The following is a 20070-nucleotide window of genomic DNA, read 5'->3' as shown; positions in this document are numbered from 1 at the left end:
GCTCTTAAGACTGTCAGCACGAAAATTAGTTCTGCCTGAATGAATGTGGACGATTGCCTGGGGCGTACTTACTGCACCGCCAGCTGTTCATAAACAGCATTGGAAATGCGCGCCAATTCGGTTTTGCTGACACTGCCCGACAAGGCATAGCCAAACTTGCCGTCTACCCAGTAAAACACATTGATCTTGCCATCTTGCAGGAATTTGAAACCGGTATCCTTGTTTTGTACCTGGTCATTGCTGACATACAGGGTCAGGCGCTGTCCGGTCGCGTCCTGATACATGAACTGGGCGACCGGGCCAGTGCCGCCTGGCAAAAGGCGGCCACCGACCAGCTCATACGATAACTTACCCAGCTTGGGTGCACGCATGGGGCTGCCCATGCGCCTGGATAACCAGGCAACCAGTTGCTCTTCCTGCTCTGCCCCAACCTCTACCGGGCGGCGTACGTCGGGGCTGTAAACCAGATGGGCAACTGCAGCCTGATGGGCAAAGCCAGCAGCACCATGGATACCGTTTTTTTGCACCTCAGCCAGGGCCAGCACTGTACTTGCATCACTGCGTGCATGCAACCACCAGCCACTGCTGGCGCTGACGAAAGCGATAGCGACACCAGCAACCAGATGACGCCAGCCCCATACAGGCTGATTGGCTGCAATAGCAGTTGGTTTAAGCAGTCGGGCAGGAACAGGTTCATCAACAACGGCATCAAACAAGGCATGCAGATCAGCATTCTGTTTGCGCCAGGCAGACACTTTTTCCTGCTCAGTGGGATTCGACTGCAGATAGCTTTCTACCTCGGCCAGACGCACAGCAGACAGTTGACCGTCGACATAGGCATGCAAGTCTGCTTCGCTGATGTGCTCATGTTTCATGATCTGGCCTTGTTCACTTGACGACTTTCAAGACTGTACTGGTGGGGCGCATTTCCATGATGGCGCGCAGTTTTTCACGGCCACGCGACAAGCGTGACATCACGGTTCCGAGGGGAATATCCAGGGTCAGGGCAATTTCTTCGTAGCGCATTTCTTCCAGCACGACCAGCAATAATACTTCGCGCTGCTCCAGCGGCAATTGCATCAATGCCGCTTGCAGGTCGCGCAACTCCAATCCATGGTTCTGGCTGGCGGCTTGTGCTGGTAAGGATGCATCGTCATCATCGAGCTCTACTGTAGTCAGCGATGGCTTGCGCAATTGATCCCGCCGCAGATTGTGCATGATGGAAAACAGCCAGGCCCGCATATCACCATCGGGCAAGAAAGACCCCAGTTTTAGCCAGCCGCGTTCCATGGTGTCTTGCACCAGATCATCCGCACCCGCCCTGTCACCCACCAGCGCACGGGCATAGCGGCGCAGGCGGGGGATGCAGGCCAATAACTGGCTGCGGCTGTCCGGCTGACTCATTTGTCAGACACCAAGAGACGTAACGCCGATAAGGCAGGGCATGCTTTATTCCTTGACCAGGTGCCAGACATTTTTAAAATTGTCACCAGTGCGCTCACCTGCTTTTTTATCAGCCGCATACAAGTACAAAGGCTTGCCGTCATAGGCCAGTTGCTTGCTGCCATCATCGCGGGTGACGACAGAATATTTACCGGACGGCAGTTTGGCTGGCACAGCTACCGGCGGCCAGTTAGCCGCGCAAGGTCCATTGCAAGTGCTTTTGCCACTACCGGCCACATCCTTGTCGAAGCTGTATAAAGTCATACCTGTATCACTGACAAGCACGCCATCCGCGACCTTGGGTGCAGACTGGGCTTGTGCAAACCCGCAAATGAAGGCGGCGCTGGTCAACAGGGCAAGGCAAATTTGTCTGGTTTTCATCAACATACTCCTGATAGTTTAAAGGGAATAATACTGGCTGCTCACTTGCAAGCAGCTTTTGTGCAGTGCTTACACAGGGATATACGTAAGCCGGTCAGACTTTATTCCAGCAAAATGAAAAATATTTTTTCAGGTAGTTTTCACGCGGCCTTCATCAGCGACGATGCAATTGCGGCCTGCGGCTTTGGCAGCGTACATGGCTTCATCGGCCCGCTTCAATAAACGTTCACGGCTTTCCCGACCATCCCAGGTGGCGATGCCAAAACTGCCTGTCGTGGCCGGGGAGTCTTGCAGACTTTGATGCTCCATGAGCTTGCGAAGATTTTCTGCCAGCCCCTGGGCACCCGCAGTGCTGGTGTGTGGCAAGAGCAGGGCAAATTCTTCGCCACCTATGCGCGCCAGTTGATCATTCGAGCGCAACGCTCCCTTGACCAGATTTGCCGTAGCACGCAAGACCTGATCACCCTGGGCATGGCCATGGGTGTCATTGATGGCCTTGAAATGGTCAAGGTCAAATACCAGCACCGACAAGGGTTCAGACTTGTAGCGGGCGGCTTCCATTTCTAGCTGGAAGTGATCCATGAAGGCGCGCCGGTTCAAGATGCCTGTCAGCGAGTCTGTTGTCGCCAGACGATTCAGGTTCAGGTTTTGCCTGCTCAGAGGGTTCAATACCCAGTATTGCAGCAAGATATTCAAGGTAGCAAACAACAGCGTAAACACCGCCACCAGTGGCCACAGGAAGCGTTGAAAAGCCGCTGCACTGCGCTCTCTTGATCTGTCCAGCGGCACAGTCACGGTTTGCACACCGACGATTTCATCCATCTTCCAGCCATAGCCATGGGTATTGCCATAAATCCTGACCATGCCAGCCGGTGCATCTGCGACTTTGCCGTGACAAGCCATGCAGGTGACATCGCGGATTTTGATGGGCCTGACCAGATGCAAGGTTTTATCCCGTACATAAGTCGTGATTTCTGCATCCGCATAGGGAGTGCGGCCAGACCGGTAATTATCTATGACTTCCCTGATCCAGGGTTCACGCGCCATGTTGGCAAGATTCAGGGGGTTTAATACTGTTTCGGAATATTGGTAGCCAGGGTATTTTTCAAACAGCAGACGCATGGTTTCCATGGTCACAAATGCCGGAATATCGTCAGGCTTGAATTGTCCCTGACTAAAATCGGCTTTGACATGCTGGGAAGAATAGGAGCGTATCGCCAGTGCGGCTTGCAAGCTGAGCCTGGCCTCGTGCTTGACTTCTTCCAGCGTGGCCTTCTGGACTTCGTTTTTATAATAGGCTGTCGCCAGTAGCAATGCCAGTGCAAAAGTCAGCAATAAGACCAGATTGAACTTCACCCGGAAACTCATGATTGCCCCTAAGCCATGCGCGGCTGCGCAATTTGTCTCGGATATTTTTAGTAGAACTCATTTCATAAATAGGGTGAGATGCGTTCTAGCTTTATACAATTCATTATCGTAGATTACGAGCGTGAAATGGGAGCAAAACGGGGGATTTTACGAGTTTTCACTTTGCTGCAGCACTCAATTCAGGGAGGTTTGCTGCGGCACGAAAATCGGGAGCAGGCTCACCCGGGCAAGAAGTGAGCCTGCAAAATTGACAACTAAGCTGGTGCTCTGGTCGGGTCTGCCAGAGAGGCCAGATAGAAAGGATCGGTTTGTGCCGCCAGATTAACGCCACCACTGGTAGTGACAAATGCTGCATAAGGTGAAGCCGCCAGCGTCTGGTTACGCATCTGTATGTTTTTCTGGTTCCAGACGTTATTCTCCTTGCTCAATTTTTCATAAGCGACTTCATAATTCTTCAATTGCTCACCCCATTCGACAGAACCCTGTTCTGCTGTCGGGCGCTTGATAGAATTTACCGAATCTGGTCTTGGATCAGGATTAAAGACCAGATCTGCCGCCAGCAGATTGGGACCACCACCAGGATTGGAAGGCATGGCAAAAGCCGATGGATTAGCCGGGTCATACACTCTGTAAGCGGCGTGGGTAGGGTTGACTGCCGCAATGGTTGTGGTGGGTACAGCCGGTGGCGTGGCTGCGGGAACTGTCGCCGATGAAGCTGTAGTTGAGGTTGCGGACTTAGTGGCGGCTGCATTGCTGCTGACGGAGCTACTGCTGGCAGTGCCCGTATTATTTGCTGCACTCGCGGAGTTCACTGTGATGTTATGAACAGGTGCGGCAGCAATCTGCGGCTGAATTTGGTCGCGCAATGCTATCAAGGTGGCTTGTATCTGTGACGCAAGCTCAGAAGTCTGGCGGTCATCACTCGAAGCTGCTTTGGCTTTTTCCTTAATGGCAGACACTAACTCAGCCTTGGCTTCAGGCTTGGCTGCTGCCTGCAGCGCCGCCTTGAACTTGTCTGCATTTTGCTCCACATCGGCCAACCTGGATTTCAGCTTGCTTTGCAAAGCCTGCACGTCACTGAAAATGGAATTTAAATTTGAAATGTCCTGCATATATCCTCCCTTGATGCGCGCCGCCGCTTCTGCGTAATGCACTTGTACTGCTTTAGCTCAGGCCGATTTGACAGTCTATAAAATATCAAATACCAAGCCAGAGTGAAGCTTAAAAAAGAGGCAGAATCCTACCACATTTCCAGCTTTAAACTCTCTTAGCCAATTTTCTCTCCCCAGAGGCAATGTAGCCAAACAACATTATAAATCTAAATAAATTCCATAAATTACCCTGATAATTTAAAATTTACATAAATATGTAGTTTAAGTACAAAACAAATATAAATTAACTCATCAGGAGACACAGTGAAAATCACTGACTTTATACGCTTGTCCATCTGTTTGCTATCGCTAGCACCGTTATTTGTACAAGCGCAGCCATCCGCGGAACATGTAGAACCCGGCTTTTGGTGGGTAGGAATGAAGAGTGACAAGCTGCAAGTCATGTTGCACGGCAAAGAAATTGCCACCTACACACCACACATTGATTACCCTGGCGTGCAAATCAAGGACGTGCGCAAGCTCAGTAACCCCAATTATCTGTTTCTGGATTTACAGATTTCACCAGGCACTCACGCGGGTAAATTCAATATCAGTATGCAGCATGGGGGACAAAAATTTGGCATTCCCTACGAACTCAAGGCACGTGAAAAAGGTTCAGCAGAACGGCGCGGCTTTGGCCCGACAGACGCAATCCTGAATCTCATGCCTGACCGTTTTGCCAATGGCGATACCGGTAATGACAGCCTGCCCGGCTTTGCCGACAAGCTGGACCGCAATGACGCCAGCGCCAGCCGCCATGGTGGTGACCTCAAGGGCATACGCGATCACCTCGACTATATCGCCAGTATGGGATACACCATGCTCTGGCCTACGCCGGTAGTGGAGAATAATCAGCAGACATATTCTTACCATGGCTATGCGGCTACCGACCATTACAAGGTCGATGCACGCCTGGGCAGCAATGAAGAATATCTCCAGCTGGTGGCCGAAGCCAAAAAGAAGGGCATAGGCGTGATCCAGGATATCGTGCTGAATCATATCGGTGACGGCCACTGGTGGATGAAAGATTTACCCGGCAAAGACTGGCTCAGCTACAGCAGTGAATTTGTACCCACCTATCATGCGCGCACCACGGTCAGTGACCCGTATGCATCTGCCATCGATAAAAAGAATTTCACCCAGGGCTGGTTTGAAGTACATATGCCAGACATGAACCAGCGTAACCCGCTGGTGGCGAATTACCAGATACAAAACACTATCTGGTGGATAGAGTGTGCCGGGCTGGCAGGGATACGGGCAGACACCTATGGCTATTCTGATCCGGCCTTTTTAACAGAGTGGTCACGCCGCGTCATGCAGGAATACCCGCAACTGACACTGGTCGGTGAAGAGTGGTCGGATAATCCCAATCTGGTAGCACACTGGCTGCGCGGGCATAAAAATGCCAATGGCTATGTCTCACACATGCCCAGCATGATGGATTACCCCTTGCATGACACACTGCGCAAAGCCCTGGTGGCACCAGAGAACCTGCATTCCGGTTTTGCCACTTTGTATGAAGCGCTGATCAATGACCAGCTTTATCCGCAACCATCGTCTATGGTACTGTTTGAGGGCAATCATGATGTCAGCCGTTTGTACAGCGCCCTGGATGAAGACCTGGATTTGTTCAAGATGGCGATCACCTATGTCGCCACCATGCCGCGCACGCCACAGTTTTACTATGGCACCGAGATTTTGATGACCAGTACCAAGCACAGGGATGATGGCGCTTTTCGAAAAGACTTTCCGGGTGGTTGGGCAGATGATGCAGTGAATGCTTTCACAGGTGCAGGGTTGACTGCCAGACAACTGGAAGCGCAGACCTTTATCAAAAAACTGCTGACCTGGCGCAAGACCCAGAGCGCCATCCACAGCGGCAAACTCATGCACTTTGCGCCACAGGATGGTATCTATGTATATTTCCGCTATGACCAGAAGCGCAAGTTCATGGTGGTGATGAATAAAAATACTGCCGATACAGAGCTGGTGACAGCGCGCTTTGCCGAAATATTAACCACGAGTGCAAAGGCTAAAGATGTATTCAGTGGACAGGAATTTGAAATGGCGCAGAAAATAAAAGTGCCTGCACGCGGCGTCCTGCTGCTGGAAATCAAGTAAGCAGGGGCCTGCTTGATCGTCTTTATCAAGTCTGTTACCATCAATTCATGAAAAGCACATTTGCATCCACGCTGAGCATTAAGACCACCATTATCGCAATGGTGGGTTAGCGCTTTTTCATTTTTTCGCAACCCGCCTACGAGGTGGGTGCATATAGATTGATGCCTGTCTCCCGGCCACTTTAAGGAGATTTACATGACATCATATTCTGACAATCAAAATCGTCAAGACCATCAGGCTTCAATAGCCAGCCCACCGCGACCGGCACGCTCTGTCCTGTCGCTTGAGCGCTACCCACATGGCATACATGTAGGCGTAGTCGGCGCGACTGGTCTGGTCGGTGAATTCATGCGTAAGCTGCTGGAAGAGCGCAACTTCCCGGTACGCTCACTACGTTTGTTTGCTTCTGCGCGCTCTGCCGGAAAAACACTGGACTGGAAAGATACACAAATCATCGTCGAAGATGCGGCGACGGCTGATTATTCTGGCCTCGATGTCGTGTTTTTCTCGGCGGGTGGAGACACCTCATTACGCCTGGCACCCATAGTCGCGGCTGCGGGCGCGCTGGTCATCGACAATTCATCCGCTTGGCGCATGGACCCTGCCGTACCGCTGGTGGTAGCAGAAGTCAATCCTCATGACCTGGCAAATATCCCCAAGGGCATCATCGCAAACCCCAACTGCACGACCATGGCAGCCATGCCTGTGCTGAAGCCCTTGCATGATAAGGCTGGCCTGCGGCGTCTGGTCGTCAGCACTTATCAGGCTGTGTCGGGTGGTGGTGTTGCGGGCGTGGAAGAACTGGCAAGCCAATTGCAAAAAGCAGGTGATGACTGCACCAAGCTGGTCAATGATGGTGAGGGCATAGACTTTCCCGCGCCGAAGAAATGGCAGGTACCGATTGCATACAATGTCGTGCCCTACAACTATCAAATTGTCGAAGACGGTTATACTGAAGAGGAAATCAAGTTCCGTAATGAGAGCCGCAAGATACTTGGTATTCCCGAATTGAATGTTTCCTGCACCTGTGTGCGCGTCCCCGTATTTACGGGACATTCACTGTCCATCAATGCAGAATTTGAGCAGAACATTTCTGCAGATGCCGCGCTTGAGTTACTGCACAGTGCCGCTGGCGTAATTGTTACGGAAGTGCCCAATCCCTTGATGGCGACTGGCCGCGACCCTGTGTTCGTTGGCCGGGTGCGCCCTGACCCCACGGTAGCACATGGTCTGGCAATGTTCGTCAGTGGCGACAATCTGCGCAAGGGTGCTGCTCTGAATGCCATACAGATAGCCGAAGTTATTTACCAGCAAGGCTTGAGCAACATGCGCAGATAAAAACAGCGGGTCAGATTTTGGTGTAGGCTAAGCAATTTTGCATAGCCTGGACCATCGTGAACAAAGCCCCTGTCTCCACTTATCTGAAACTTGTCTGTGTCGCCCTGTTCTGGGGTGGCACCTTCATCGCCGGGCGTCTGGTCGCCAAAGAGATACCGCATATGATTGCGGCCTTTATCCGCTTCGCAGTCGCCAGTGTCTTGTTGCTATTGCTGGCATGGCGACTGGAGGGTGGCTTGCCCAAACTCAGCAGACAGCAAATGCATGCGACCTTTGCACTGGGTGCGACTGGCATCTTTTTGTATAACCTGTGCTTTTTTGCCGCACTGGAAAATATGCCAGCCGGACGCACTGCCCTGTTTGTTGCCCTGAACCCGATAGTCACCGCGCTGGCACTGGCCTTGCTGTTTGGAGAAAGACTGAGCAAGATACGCTGGCTGGGCATCATGATTGCATTTGCTGGTGCAGCAGTAGTGATTACCCGTGGCGACTTGATGAGTGCCGTGCATGATTTATCGCAATCGCTGGGCAAGGGCGAGCTATTCATGCTGACCGCGATCTGTGGCTGGGCCGCCTATACCATCATAGGCAGGCATGCCCTGAAAGGACTATCGCCCATCGCAGCCACGACTTACGCTTCACTTTGGGGCTTGCTCTTGCTGGGTCTGGGTGCGGTACTGGAATTGCCACGCTTTGAACCTGCCCACATGAGCTGGCAGGTGCTGGCTTCGCTGGTATATCTGGGTGCATTTGGCACGGTGATTGGTTTTGTCTGGTACTACGAAGGCGTGAAAAGCATAGGCCCTTCACGCACCGCGGTATTCAATAATCTGGTGCCGGTATTTGGTATCAGCCTGGGTGCGCTGATATTGGGTGAACCTATCCTGCCGTCCATGATAGTCGGTGGTTTGCTGGTCATTGCCGGGGTGACTTTGACCAACAAAACCTGATCTGTTTCGATAGTGATTTTTCTGCCTTAAAATTAACGCAAACTGACAGCAGGAAAATCCACGTCTGTGTGAGCGACGTTGTTGACATAGTTAGTCAATACATTCAAGGCCACATTCACGACAATTTCTATGACAGCGGCTTCATCAAAGCCTGCTGCACGCACATTAGCCAATGCTGCATCACTGACGCGGCCATGTTGTTCTGCAACCTGGCGGGCAAATTGCAGAGCCGCATTGCTTTTTGCATCTGCAGCCTCGGCGCTGCGCGCCGCAGCTATGTCTGCATCGCTGAGTTTCGCCAGATTTTTACCCAGATAAGCATGCGCTGCCAGACAGTATTCGCAGCCATTGTATTCCGCCATAGTCAGTGCAATACGTTCACGCAGTTGCGCGCTCAGGCTGCCTTTGGCCAACGCGCCGCTGAGTGACAAATAAGCTTCCAGTGCAGCCGGGCTATTGCCTACCAGCTTCATCAAATTAGGCACCATGCCCAATTGCTGGTTCACTGCAGCCAGTAAAGCCTGTGATGCTGCCGGGGATTGTTCTACTGCAGGAATAGTGATGCGGGACATGTGAGTTTCCATTCAGATCTGGTTTAAGGGATTTCGCGTTTCGTGTCAGTACAGCGAATGGTGTCACTTTGCCTTATTCCTGAAAATAAAAGAATCCTCGTATTTAGAAATTCATTATTCCGTATACTGGAATTATGGAATAAAAGAATCGGCCTGATATGCATCCAGGCCGATTCTTTTAATGCGAACGCAATAGCTCTTGCATCACCTACTAAAATAACAGATTAAAACTTCTTCCAGAGTTTCAGGAAGTAAGAAGCGCCACCCAGGCCAAACTGTACGCTGTCATAGTAGAAACCATTGTCGGTTTCATTCGGGTCCTGACGTGTAGGTTTGACGTTGAACACATTATTGCCGCCTATGGTCAGCTTGGTGGTGTCATTGAAGGCATAGGTCAAAGCCACGTCAGCCGAGGTTTTTGGCTCATAGTAGGCATTTGGTACACCAGCGGCTGTGCCAGAGAAAGTGCCCAGGGTTTGTGATCCATAGTGGATGACCTTGAACTCGCCTGACCATGGACCCTGGTCATAATTGAAGGCCAGAGTGGCTTTCATTCTTGGGCCACCCTGTTCTATGAACAGACGTTCACGTTCAGACAGCAATACGTCTTCATAGCCTTTCAGGGATGGTGGCGCTGTGACTTTCGTGACTTCAGTCTTGCTGTAGTTCAAACCCAGATAAGTAGACAATTTACCTGCACCCAGATTGGTTTTGTGGGAAGCCGTCAAATCCAGACCCTGGGTCTTGGTATTGATGGAATTCACGAAAAACTGTGCCTGGCCTACACCCAGCGCCTGCAAAGTAGAACCTAAAGCCGGGTAATTGTCGGCATCAAAACGACCAGACAAGACAATGCGGTCAGCGATATCGATGCGATACAAATCAGCCGTCATCGCGAAAGCATTGTTCGGCTTATAGGTCAGACCCAGAGTGTAGTTTTTCGAGGTTTCATCCTTGAGCTTGGGTATGCCTGCGGCATTCGCCACTGCACCGCCATTTGGTGCCAACACCACATCCATGGGCTTGCCGCTGATGAAGTCAGTGAATGTGGATGAGAAATACACCTGCTGCAGCGACGGTGCGCGGAAACCTGTGCTGATAGAGCCACGCATCAGGACATCATCAGACACCTTGTAACTGCCTGCCAGTTTGCCAGTCAGGGTAGAGCCAAAGTCGCTGTAACGCTCGCCACGGACTGCTGTCTGCAGCTTGAAACGGTTTGTGATGTCGGTTTCTACATCGACATAGGCAGCGATACTATTTCTGTTTTTGTCAGTACGGTCACCAGGCTGGAAGCCGGGGAAACCCTGGCTACCAGCATTGCCACCAAAACCCAGGCCATCGACATCATTGTAAGAACCTGGTTCACCTGCAGTAATCTTGTAGTTTTCACGACGGTATTCAGCGCCGAAGGCGACATTGACACCATTCATGAAACCGTCAAAGAAACGGCTGAAATCCAGATTAGTCGTCGCTTGCGAGAAAGAAAAACCACCTGCATCAAAACGGCTGGGGCTGATGCCCTTGCCGCCTGCCAGCAAATCCTTGTTGGCAATCGAGGCATTGATGGTATTGCTGATGTTGTACTTCAGTTCATTGAAACCATAAGTCTGCGACAGGTCAGCACGCCATTCGCCGATGTCCCATTTATAGCCTACGGTACCGTAGATGTCATTGATATCGCCATTGATATAAGGCACAAAACCATTCGGATACATGGCAGCAGAATTGCGCGAAGGAATGTCGTCAGAACCTATACCACCGCGTGCCCAGGCAGCTGAAGATGCCTTGCGTTGCTGTGTGCCCAGAGTGAAATACAGTTTGTCATTGCCACCGTTAGGTACTTCACCATTCAGGTAAACCGTAGGGCCGGTGACCTTGGTATCACCAATGGTACGTGGGTTGCCCGGGTCAGCGCGGTTGGAGCGGCCACGATCAGTGTATTCCACCGTGATACCCAATACGCCTTTTTCACCCAGAGCGATACCGCAATAGGCTGATGGCAGGTAGTTTTTACCATCGCCGACAGAATACTGGCTGTAACCAAAGCTGGCTTCGCAACCCAGGCTTTTCTTGAGAGTGATGTCCATGACACCGGCAATCGCGTCAGAGCCGTACTGGGCAGCCGCGCCATCACGCAAGACTTGCACATTGCTGATGGCCATGACGGGAATCGCATTCAGGTCAGTACCAGTATTGCCGCGGTTACGGGCACCGAACAAGTTCACCAGCGCTACGGTATGACGGCGTTTGCCATTCACCAGCACCAGGGTCTGGTCTGAACCCAGGCCACGCAGGGCCGCAGAATCCACCAGATCGGCACCATCGGCACCGGTCTGGCGGGTGGAATTGAAAGATGGGGAAATATTCGCCAAAGTCTGTGCCAGGTCAAACTGACCACCTTGCTCTGCAGCTTTGGAGACCGAGATAAAATCGACAGGCAGAGGGGTATTGGTGGCGCTGGTGTTGGCGCGACGGGAGCCAACAATAGTCATGGTTTGCATGGCGGGGTCAGCCGCTTTTTCTGCTGCAGGAGCAGTTTGCGCATTGACCATGGCCGGGGTGAAAACTGTTACAGCACTTGCACCATACAGGGCAAGTAAAATCGCTTTGCGCATCTTACTCATAACAAACTTCTCCAAGAATATATAGAAAACCTTAACTGGTATGCCCAGAAGTATGGTTGTCCAGATATTAGAGTGTCAATTATTGTGCTATGCAGTGTGGCATTTTTGTGTAAATTGTATAGACGTATTTCGAATTTGGCGCTGATACGCAGAATTGCATAACCTTATTGCTTGGCTAACTGCTTCAGGTATTGCAAACCGGCAATCGCCCTGCTGCCGTACCATGACAACATTTCGCCATCGACCAGTTGTACGGGCAAGCCCAGCTGTTTCTCCAGTGCATCCACATGGCTTTCGGTGAAGCGGTAAGGTTCAGTCGACAGCAATACCCTGTCGATGGGATGTTGCAGCGCACTAGCCCACTGAAAGCCGGGATAACGCAAAATGCTATTTGAAGGTGACCAGGTTTGCCAGCCTATCAGGGCCAGCATGGCGGCAATATAGGTATCGCGGCTAACGGTCATCCACGGGTCTTGCCAGATGCAATATATGACTTGTTGAGAAATGGCTGGTGTGGGATCCAGTGCTGCATAGGCAAGGTCGAACCTGCTACACAAATCCTGCGCTTTTTCTTGTGCACCAAATATCCCGCCCAGCAATTGATATAGCGCCAGGTTATCGCGCGGCACCAGCGGATGGGTGACGACTACATTAGGGATAAATTTGGCCAGAGCTTCTACTGTTGGCTTTTCATTTTCATCAATGTTGACGATCAGATGAGTGGGAGCCAGCTTGCGGATTTTTTCTATATTGACGTCTTTTGTCCCGCCTATCTTGGGAATAGCCTGCACGACTGATTTGGGATGTATGCAAAAACCGGTGCGCGCGACCAGATAGCGTGACAAGCCCAATTCACAAACCAGTTCAGTGACAGAAGGCACCAGGCTGACGATACGTGGTTCAGCCCCGGTGTCTGCACCGGCCTCAGCTACATACGGCTGATGTACCGTACCTAGCGCATCAATCAACATGCTCATGCCTGGTCTGCCGCACGCGGTTTACGGCGTGCCCTGGCGAACACTGCGTCATACAACCCGTTGGGCAAGATGCGCATCAGCTTGGCGACCACGCCCATTTGCCAGGGAATGACACGGTAAGTATTGCCAGCATCAATTGTCCCTAATGCAGAGTTGCAAAAAGCCTGGACCGGCATCAGGAAGGGCATGGGGTAGGGATTGCCCCTGGTCATGGGTGTATCAATATAGCCCGGTGCAATGGTCACGACGCGTATGCCGCTGTCACGCAATTCTACCCGCAGCGATTCGCAATAACTGATGACGGCGGCCTTGGATGCGCAATAGGCACCTGCACCCGGCAAGCCCCGGATCCCGGCGACACTGCCTATGCCAACCAGACGGCAATCGATAGTGTGCGCATAGGTTTTCATGGCATTGATGAAGGGTGAAAAAGTCGCTACCGTCGCTATCAGGTTAGTTTGCAAGACGCTGTCAAACACCTTGATGTCACCGGCATACTCGCTGAGTGTACCGACTGAAATACCGGCATTGGCAATCACTACGTTCACCTGCCCGACTGCCTGCATGAAGTCATTCGCCGCCCTGGTCAATGCTGCATGGTCGGTGACATCCACTGCATAGATATGATGCTGGCCAGGATTAGGCAAGCTTTGCCGCAGTTCTTCCAGTACTTCCTGACGGCGCGCCAGCAAGCCCAGGGTAGCACCTTGCTCAGCATAGGCCCTGGCAAGCGCAGCGCCTATGCCGGAAGATGCGCCAGTGATAAAGACTGTTTTCATGATGTCCAATGAAAAAGTCCGCCGGAGTGGCGGACTAGTTAACACAAGCTTAGCATTTATTTCTTTTTGGCTAGCTCTTTTGTTGATGCTGAAGCTGCCGCACTGGCTGAAGCCGCGGCGGGCGCTGCTACTGGTGCGCCATTTTTCTCTTTTTGTATCTTGGCGATCAAACTGTCCAGAACTTGTATGACTGCGCGATTTTGTATTTCCTCTGTCACGCGCGTCGTCGAGGTAGTTACTGCCAGCACGGGCGAAGTCACATAGCGGCCATCAACTGCGATGGAAGGTACGCCGTCAATCTGGTAAGCACTTGCCAGTTGGGTAGCGCGGCTGAGCTTGCTGGTGATAGAGAATGAATTATAGATATCCGAAAATTTCTGCTTGTCCAGGCCAGACTTGCTGACGAATTCCATGATGTCGGCATCGGTTTGCAGGCGATTGCGTTCTACGTGGAAAGCGGTAAAAGCCTTCATATGGTATTCATCTGCCTTGCCCATGGCTTCCATGGTGAAGTAGAGTTTTTGTTGCGGCACCAGGTCATGAAAATTGACGTGTATGCGCTTGAAGGAAATATTATCACCCTGTTTTTTAACCCATTCAGCAATCAAGGGTTCCAGCGCATGGCAATGCGGGCAAAAATAACCAAAGAATTCAATGACTTCAATTTTTTTACCGCTGTCTACAGGCTGAGGACGTTTCAGTACCTGGTATTCAACACCCGGCTGTGGTGCTGTGGAGCTGGCACTGGCTGCGGCTGTCATCAAAGACAAGGCGGCAAGCATGAACATGCGGCGTTTGATTTGGCTGAAGAATTGCATCACGGTTCCTTTATTGATCGCTTATTCAATACTTATTGCTTACTTATTCGTCCGTTACTTGACTGTGCGCACTACCGCAACATCCACGCTATTGTCTGACAATCTGGCGCGGGTACGGTTCATTGTTTCCAATTGCGCATATGGGCCAAGGCGCACATGGTACATGGTGCCAGAATCTGAGGTTTTTTCCACGATACGCGCTTCAAAACCGATCAGGGCCAGCTTGGCACGGCTGTTTTCTGCTGCCACCTGTTCCTTAAACGCACCAACCTGCAAAAAGTAAATATATTTTTCGTCTGTATTTTCAGCCTTGGCTGCAGCGGCAGCTTCTGCTCGTTCTGCCCGCTCGGCAGCTTTTTCTGCTGCCGTTTTTTCAGGCGGTTTGGCTTCAGGAGGTTTGGGTGGTGCTACGGTTTCTGCCGGTTTGCTGGCTGTCAGCTCCTTATTGGCTTCTTTGGCAGCATCCTTATTGCCATACAGGGGCTTGTTGGGATCCTGCAACTGCGTCAAAGGGACATCCGCCTTGTCTGATTTGCCATTTTTATTCGTGAATGGCGTCGATGATTTGGTAATCACCATGGCCACGCCCACTGCAATAGCCAGACCGACTACCAGGCCGATGATGATGCCAGTCAGGGTACTGCCGCGCTGGCTATTCTTTTGTTTTGGGGCGTTTTGTTGAGCTTTCATGCGTCTCCGACGAGTTTCGTTAGCTAGATGAGGCAATACATTTACATTTGTGTTGGTGCTGAAACACCGATCAACGCAAGGCCATTGCGCAAGACCTGACGGGTTGCCAGCACCAGTGCCAACCGGGCCAGTTTGATTGCTTCATCTTCAACCAAAACCTTTTCGGCAAAATAATAACTATGCAATTCGCCAGCCAGCTCACGCAAGTAAAACGCCACCTGATGCGGGCCCAGTTCATCGAGTGCTTTTTCCAGCACTTCAGGATATTCGGCCAATTTGGTCAGCAAACTGGCTTCACTTGGCGCTGTCAGCGGTGATAAATCAACTGTAGTCAGTGCAGCATATGCCGTTTCATCAGTAGAAAACTGTTCCAGCATGCGGCAAATCCGGGCGTGGGCATATTGCACATAGAACACCGGGTTTTGCTCAGAACGCGCCAGGGCAACGTCGACATCAAAGACAAATTCAGTATCTGCCTTGCGGGAAATCAGGAAGAAACGCACGGCGTCACGGCCACGCTGCTCTTCGCCGCCACCAGACCATTCGATCAGGTCACGTACGGTGACGTAAGAACCGGCACGTTTGGATATCTTGACCTCGGCACCATCCTTCATGACGGTGACCATCTTGTGCAGGATGTAGTCTGGGTATCCTTGCGGTATACCAACATTTAAGGCCTGCAAGCCACCGCGCACACGGGCAATGGTGCCATGGTGGTCACTACCCTGGATATTGATGGCCTTGCGGTAACCGCGCTCCCATTTGGTGACGTGGTAAGCCACATCGGGGACGAAGTAAGTATAAGTGCCATCCGACTTTTTCATGACGCGATCTTTATCGTCACCATAGTCAGTGGTGCGCAACCACAGGGCACCTTCCTGTTCATAGGTCTTGCCAGCAGCCTTAAGCGCGGTAACCGTAGTCTCTACCTTGTTGTCTTTGTACAGTGAAGACTCAAGATAGTAATTATTGAATTTGACGCCAAAAGCCAGCAAGTCTGCATCCTGCTCACGACGCAGGTAAGTCACACTGAACTGGCGTATGGAGTCGATATCGTCAACATCGCCACTGGCAGTCACCGGAGGACAATCGCCGGCAGAAACTGTCTGTTTCGCTAAAAAATCCTGTGCAATATCGGCGATATAGTCACCGTTATAGGCAGATTCTGGCCAGTTCGCATCGCCTGGCGCAAAACCTTTGGCACGTGCTTGCACTGACAAAGCCAGGTTATTGATCTGTACGCCCGCATCGTTATAATAAAACTCACGACTGACGTCATAGCCTTGCGCGTCCAGCAAGGCAGACAAGGCATCACCCAATGCACCCTGACGGCCATGGCCCACATGCAGCGGGCCGGTAGGGTTGGCAGAAACAAATTCCACCACCACTTTTTCACCTGCACCGCGCTGGCTTTTGCCAAATTCAGCGCCCTTTTGCAAGATATTGCTGACGACTGACTGCTTGGCAGCCGCAGTAAGGCGGATATTGATAAAGCCTGGGCCGGCGATCTCTACACTGGCAACCAGCGGATGATTTTGTGCCTCAACTGCTGCAACGATAGCCTGAGCCAGTTCACGCGGATTCTTGCGCAGCGGCTTGGCGATCTGCATGGCGATATTACAAGCCGCATCACCATGGGAAGGATCACGCGGGCGCTCCAGCAAGATAGTCGGATTGAGTTCAGAACCCACCAGCAGGGGTTCGACCGCGTTCTGGAAGAGTTTCAGTAATTCTTGTTTTTGTTCAGCTAGCATGGCACAGAATTTTTATTGTATTTTGACAATAAATAAAATAAGGACAGGGGACATTATACTGTCTCACCCTGCCCCTGTCTGAGATGCCGCAAGCGAATCTTGCATCTTCTTGTTACCAATTACTACTCATCCTCACGCTCCATCGCGTTTTATGCTGCGGCAGAGTTTGTAAATACGGAGTTTGCAGACAATGCTTGTTTGTACATGATCAGCACATGCAGCATTTTGCCCAGGAACAAACCGTTAAACAAACCGAACAAGGCAGTGCTGGTAACAGCAAACAGCGTATTCGTGTGCAAGGCAGGATTCACATGCAAAGCCACATTGACGATGTATTTCATGACAAAAATAGCCATCATCATGATCAGTGGTGCCCAGCTACCACGATAAAACACCGTGCCCTTGTCTGCCAGAATGCGTACATTATTGTCATTGACGAGACTCCATGAGATAGCTGCACCAACAGTCATCGTCGCCAACCATGCTGCCAGTACGACAGGATCCGCGCCGAAACCAGACAAGATACCTTGTATCGACAATGCCAGCATCACCAGAGGGATGATAACGATAGTCCTGACTTTCAATTCCCTGTCTACGCTGGACTTGATACCCCGAAATGCCAGAAAGCCCAGAATTGCCCATACATAGATTGGTGTGTTACTGATGATTTGGTTCAACATGATGATCTCCTTGAGTGCTGTCAGTGTAGATTCGGGTGTTTGTTTTGCTGCGATGGAAGAAGTATTGCAAAGCTGGTGCGGGCTGTATGCCAGAAAGCGACGAAGCGTTACTTCTTGCCGCGAAAGAGGTGTTTTTGGTCGTGAGTGGCCCAGCGCAGACGTGTAGAATGCTAGGTTTTCTTCGTCTGGATACGCTATGTGGTTCAAGAATCTGCAAGTTTTTCGTCTGACAACTCCCTGGAAGATCACTGCCGAGGAGTTACATACCCAATTGTCACGCATCGCCTTCTCACAATGTGCTTCGAATGAGATGCAAAGCCAGGGCTGGGCATCGCCACGCAATAATGACCAACTGGTGCATAGCGTCAATCAGCAGTTCCTGATTTCGCTGGCGACAGAAAAGAAATTGCTGCCTTCCAGCGTTATCAATCAGGTAACCAAGGCCCGTGCGCTGGAAATAGAAGAAGAACAAGGCTTCGCACCTGGCCGCAAGGCCATGAAAGACCTGAAAGAGCGCATCACGGAAGAACTACTGCCACGCGCCTTTGGCGTCAAGCGCAATACCAATGTCTGGATAGATCCGGTAAACCGCTGGCTGGTCATCGATGCTTCCAGCCCATCCAAGGCAGATGAAGTCATCAAGCTCTTACTGAAATGCTGCGACAAGCTGCCACTCGAAGGCCTGCGTACCAAAACTTCTCCACAGGCAGCCATGACAGGCTGGCTGGCTGGCAATGAAGCCCCCAAGGGTTTTACCATAGACCAGGATACAGAACTCAAGTCTTCGACCGAAGACAAGGCTACCGTGCGTTATGTTCGCTATACACTGGAACCCGACGATATCCAGAAGCATATTACCGCTGGCAAACAATGCACCAAACTGGCTCTGACCTGGGACGACAAGGTCAGCTTTGTCCTGACCGACACATTGACAATCAAGCGCATTAAGCCACTGGATGTGCTCGATGAAAGCAAGGACAAGGGTAGTAATGAAGAAGAGCGTTTTGATGCGGACTTTGTGCTAATGACTGCAGAGCTGGCAAGCTTGCTCAGCGATGTAGTGTTTGCACTGGATGGTGAAATGGATAGCGCACAGGCTGCGTGATGAACTGACGCTTCTTGCCTCATAAAACCCCCGCTCAAGTATTTGGGCGGGGGTTTTGCTTTGCGTGCAGCACTAATAACCCACTTTAAGAGCTCCCAATACAGAGGTACAGAAGAAAGGCAAGTTGCTTGCCAGCAGCCTTCATTGCGCAGTGAACGGCAATATAACGATATGCGCTCTTTGTTCTTACTCTGTTGCTTGGGTTTATCTTATTTTCAGGGCGTAGCGCTTCCTCGCCGCTTCTTCATTGTCGAACGCTATCTTGCTCACCGCACGACACATCAAACAACGACACGGGCTCCAGTCTGCGCTGGAGCGTTGGGGTCGAGGCTGACTTTCTTATAATCTGGGCCACTGGCTGCCAGCAGCCTCTGTGCTTTTGATGAAATGTTGGGAGAGTTCAAGCCCTTGTATTCGTATGCCGGTATTTCAACCTGAAAACTTAATACGTCGCTCCTGCTCAGGCAGGAGGCTACCGGGCTGGCGCTCCAGCGGCGTTCGTGGAGCAACGTTGATGCTTGCCTGGATTACAGGAAAATGCGGACGAAAAAAAAGACAAGCATTGCTTGTCTTTTTTCTTTATAACTGGCGGAGCGGACGGGGCTCGAACCCGCGACCCCCGGCGTGACAGGCCGGTATTCTAACCAACTGAACTACCACTCCGAAACTACTTAACCGTTCTTGCTGTTTATCTGTGGTGGGTGCTGAGAGGCTCGAACTCCCGACCTACGCCTTGTAAGGGCGCCGCTCTACCAACTGAGCTAAGCACCCATATTCTTGCCTAGTCAGATAAACTTGATGTGTGTCACCACATCAACAGAAGCAAAATTATACTTCATCTTTATGCTTCTTGTCTAGTCTTTTTCCTGGCTATTTCACTAAAATCTGCGAAACCGCTTATAAAATCGACTATTCTCACTTAAAAGCAAAACCCCCACTCAAGTCCATGAGTGGGGGTATGCGGAATAAAAGCCTGACGATAACCTACTTTCACACTGGTTGCAGCACTATCATTGGCGCGTAATCGTTTCACGGTCCTGTTCGGGATGGGAAGGGGTGGTACCGATTAGCTATGGTCATCAGGCATAACTTGTTGATTCGTTGATAGCTACGTTAGTTTGTAGCTGGCAACAAATCCAATTCAGAAGAAGTGTCGTAGAGTGTGCGATCTTATTCGCACTAATCAAGTTTTTTGTTACCCCAAGCGAGACCATCGCTTGAGGTAGTGGTTGTGACTGTTGTCGAACAAGTGGAATTCTTCCGAACTCCCTTTTCGCAAACACTTCACAATACTTGTCGCAGTTTATAACCTGCTA

17 protein-coding genes, 2 tRNA genes and 1 rRNA gene are annotated in these 20070 nt (G+C 51.1%); 4 read left to right on the top strand and 16 right to left on the bottom strand.

Annotation, left to right across the window (positions count from 1 at the left end):
- Positions 1-68: 68 nt before the first annotated feature.
- From AC3WQT_RS25935 to AC3WQT_RS25915, 5 genes are all read right to left on the bottom strand, one after another.
- Positions 69-875 carry an anti-sigma factor family protein gene (locus AC3WQT_RS25935; protein ID WP_492708439.1) on the bottom strand — a complete coding sequence of 269 codons (807 nt, stop codon included), beginning with the start codon at positions 873-875 and terminating at the stop codon, positions 69-71.
- A gap of 13 nt (positions 876-888) precedes the next feature.
- Positions 889-1404, bottom strand: coding sequence for an RNA polymerase sigma factor (locus AC3WQT_RS25930; RefSeq protein ID WP_492708437.1), 516 nt, complete (start codon positions 1402-1404; stop codon positions 889-891).
- A 45-nt stretch (positions 1405-1449) separates the two neighbouring features.
- Positions 1450-1824 carry a COG4315 family predicted lipoprotein gene (locus tag AC3WQT_RS25925; RefSeq protein ID WP_492708435.1) on the bottom strand — a complete coding sequence of 125 codons (375 nt, stop codon included), beginning with the start codon at positions 1822-1824 and terminating at the stop codon, positions 1450-1452.
- A 129-nt stretch (positions 1825-1953) separates the two neighbouring features.
- Complete coding sequence (locus AC3WQT_RS25920) at positions 1954-3192, bottom strand: diguanylate cyclase domain-containing protein (protein ID WP_492708433.1); 1239 nt, start codon at positions 3190-3192, stop codon at positions 1954-1956.
- Positions 3193-3446: 254 nt separating this feature from the next.
- Positions 3447-4346: a hypothetical protein gene (locus AC3WQT_RS25915; RefSeq protein WP_492708431.1), complete on the bottom strand. Its 900-nt coding sequence runs from the start codon at positions 4344-4346 to the stop codon at positions 3447-3449.
- A 261-nt stretch (positions 4347-4607) separates the two neighbouring features.
- Here AC3WQT_RS25915 and AC3WQT_RS25910 point away from each other — a divergent pair, with 261 nt between their 5' ends.
- The 3 genes from AC3WQT_RS25910 (at position 4608) to AC3WQT_RS25900 (ending at position 8752) form a co-directional block, all read left to right on the top strand.
- Positions 4608-6464, top strand: a complete 1857-nt coding sequence (locus tag AC3WQT_RS25910) for a glycoside hydrolase family 13 protein (protein WP_492708429.1) — start codon at positions 4608-4610, stop codon at positions 6462-6464.
- A gap of 195 nt (positions 6465-6659) precedes the next feature.
- Positions 6660-7802 carry an aspartate-semialdehyde dehydrogenase gene (locus AC3WQT_RS25905; protein ID WP_492708427.1) on the top strand — a complete coding sequence of 381 codons (1143 nt, stop codon included), beginning with the start codon at positions 6660-6662 and terminating at the stop codon, positions 7800-7802.
- A gap of 56 nt (positions 7803-7858) precedes the next feature.
- A complete protein-coding gene (locus AC3WQT_RS25900) occupies positions 7859-8752 on the top strand; it encodes a DMT family transporter (protein WP_492708425.1) in 894 nt (297 codons plus the stop codon).
- 32 nt (positions 8753-8784) lie between these two features.
- Here the strand turns inward: AC3WQT_RS25900 and AC3WQT_RS25895 are convergent, their stop codons facing one another.
- From AC3WQT_RS25895 to AC3WQT_RS25860, 8 genes are all read right to left on the bottom strand, one after another.
- Complete coding sequence (locus AC3WQT_RS25895; RefSeq protein WP_492708423.1) at positions 8785-9324, bottom strand: carboxymuconolactone decarboxylase family protein; 540 nt, start codon at positions 9322-9324, stop codon at positions 8785-8787.
- Between the two features lie 224 nt (positions 9325-9548).
- Complete coding sequence (locus tag AC3WQT_RS25890; protein ID WP_492708421.1) at positions 9549-11951, bottom strand: TonB-dependent receptor plug domain-containing protein; 2403 nt, start codon at positions 11949-11951, stop codon at positions 9549-9551.
- Between the two features lie 164 nt (positions 11952-12115).
- Positions 12116-12922 (bottom strand): helical backbone metal receptor, encoded by an 807-nt coding sequence (locus tag AC3WQT_RS25885; RefSeq protein ID WP_492708625.1) that lies wholly within the window; start codon positions 12920-12922, stop codon positions 12116-12118.
- 2 nt (positions 12923-12924) lie between these two features.
- Positions 12925-13707 (bottom strand): SDR family oxidoreductase, encoded by a 783-nt coding sequence (locus tag AC3WQT_RS25880; protein WP_492708420.1) that lies wholly within the window; start codon positions 13705-13707, stop codon positions 12925-12927.
- A gap of 56 nt (positions 13708-13763) precedes the next feature.
- Positions 13764-14525: a thiol:disulfide interchange protein DsbA/DsbL gene (locus AC3WQT_RS25875; protein ID WP_492708418.1), complete on the bottom strand. Its 762-nt coding sequence runs from the start codon at positions 14523-14525 to the stop codon at positions 13764-13766.
- A 54-nt stretch (positions 14526-14579) separates the two neighbouring features.
- On the bottom strand, positions 14580-15215 hold the full coding sequence (locus AC3WQT_RS25870) for an SPOR domain-containing protein (RefSeq protein ID WP_492708417.1): 636 nt from the start codon (positions 15213-15215) through the stop codon (positions 14580-14582).
- 41 nt (positions 15216-15256) lie between these two features.
- Positions 15257-16969 carry an arginine--tRNA ligase gene (gene argS, locus AC3WQT_RS25865; RefSeq protein ID WP_492708416.1) on the bottom strand — a complete coding sequence of 571 codons (1713 nt, stop codon included), beginning with the start codon at positions 16967-16969 and terminating at the stop codon, positions 15257-15259.
- Positions 16970-17118: 149 nt separating this feature from the next.
- Positions 17119-17649: a DUF6622 family protein gene (locus AC3WQT_RS25860; protein ID WP_492708415.1), complete on the bottom strand. Its 531-nt coding sequence runs from the start codon at positions 17647-17649 to the stop codon at positions 17119-17121.
- A gap of 196 nt (positions 17650-17845) precedes the next feature.
- Here AC3WQT_RS25860 and AC3WQT_RS25855 point away from each other — a divergent pair, with 196 nt between their 5' ends.
- Positions 17846-18754 carry a recombination-associated protein RdgC gene (locus AC3WQT_RS25855; RefSeq protein ID WP_492708413.1) on the top strand — a complete coding sequence of 303 codons (909 nt, stop codon included), beginning with the start codon at positions 17846-17848 and terminating at the stop codon, positions 18752-18754.
- Between the two features lie 586 nt (positions 18755-19340).
- On the opposite strand, the gene AC3WQT_RS25850 is transcribed toward AC3WQT_RS25855, so the two are convergent.
- The 3 genes from AC3WQT_RS25850 to rrf form a co-directional block, all read right to left on the bottom strand.
- Positions 19341-19417: transfer RNA gene (locus AC3WQT_RS25850), tRNA-Asp, on the bottom strand.
- A 32-nt stretch (positions 19418-19449) separates the two neighbouring features.
- Positions 19450-19525 (bottom strand) — tRNA-Val (locus AC3WQT_RS25845).
- 200 nt (positions 19526-19725) lie between these two features.
- A 5S ribosomal RNA gene (gene rrf, locus AC3WQT_RS25840) occupies positions 19726-19838 on the bottom strand.
- Positions 19839-20070 lie beyond the last annotated feature (232 nt).

Source organism: Undibacterium sp. FW305-107 (assembly GCF_058788535.1).
This window is presented reverse-complemented; position numbering and strand designations above follow the sequence as displayed.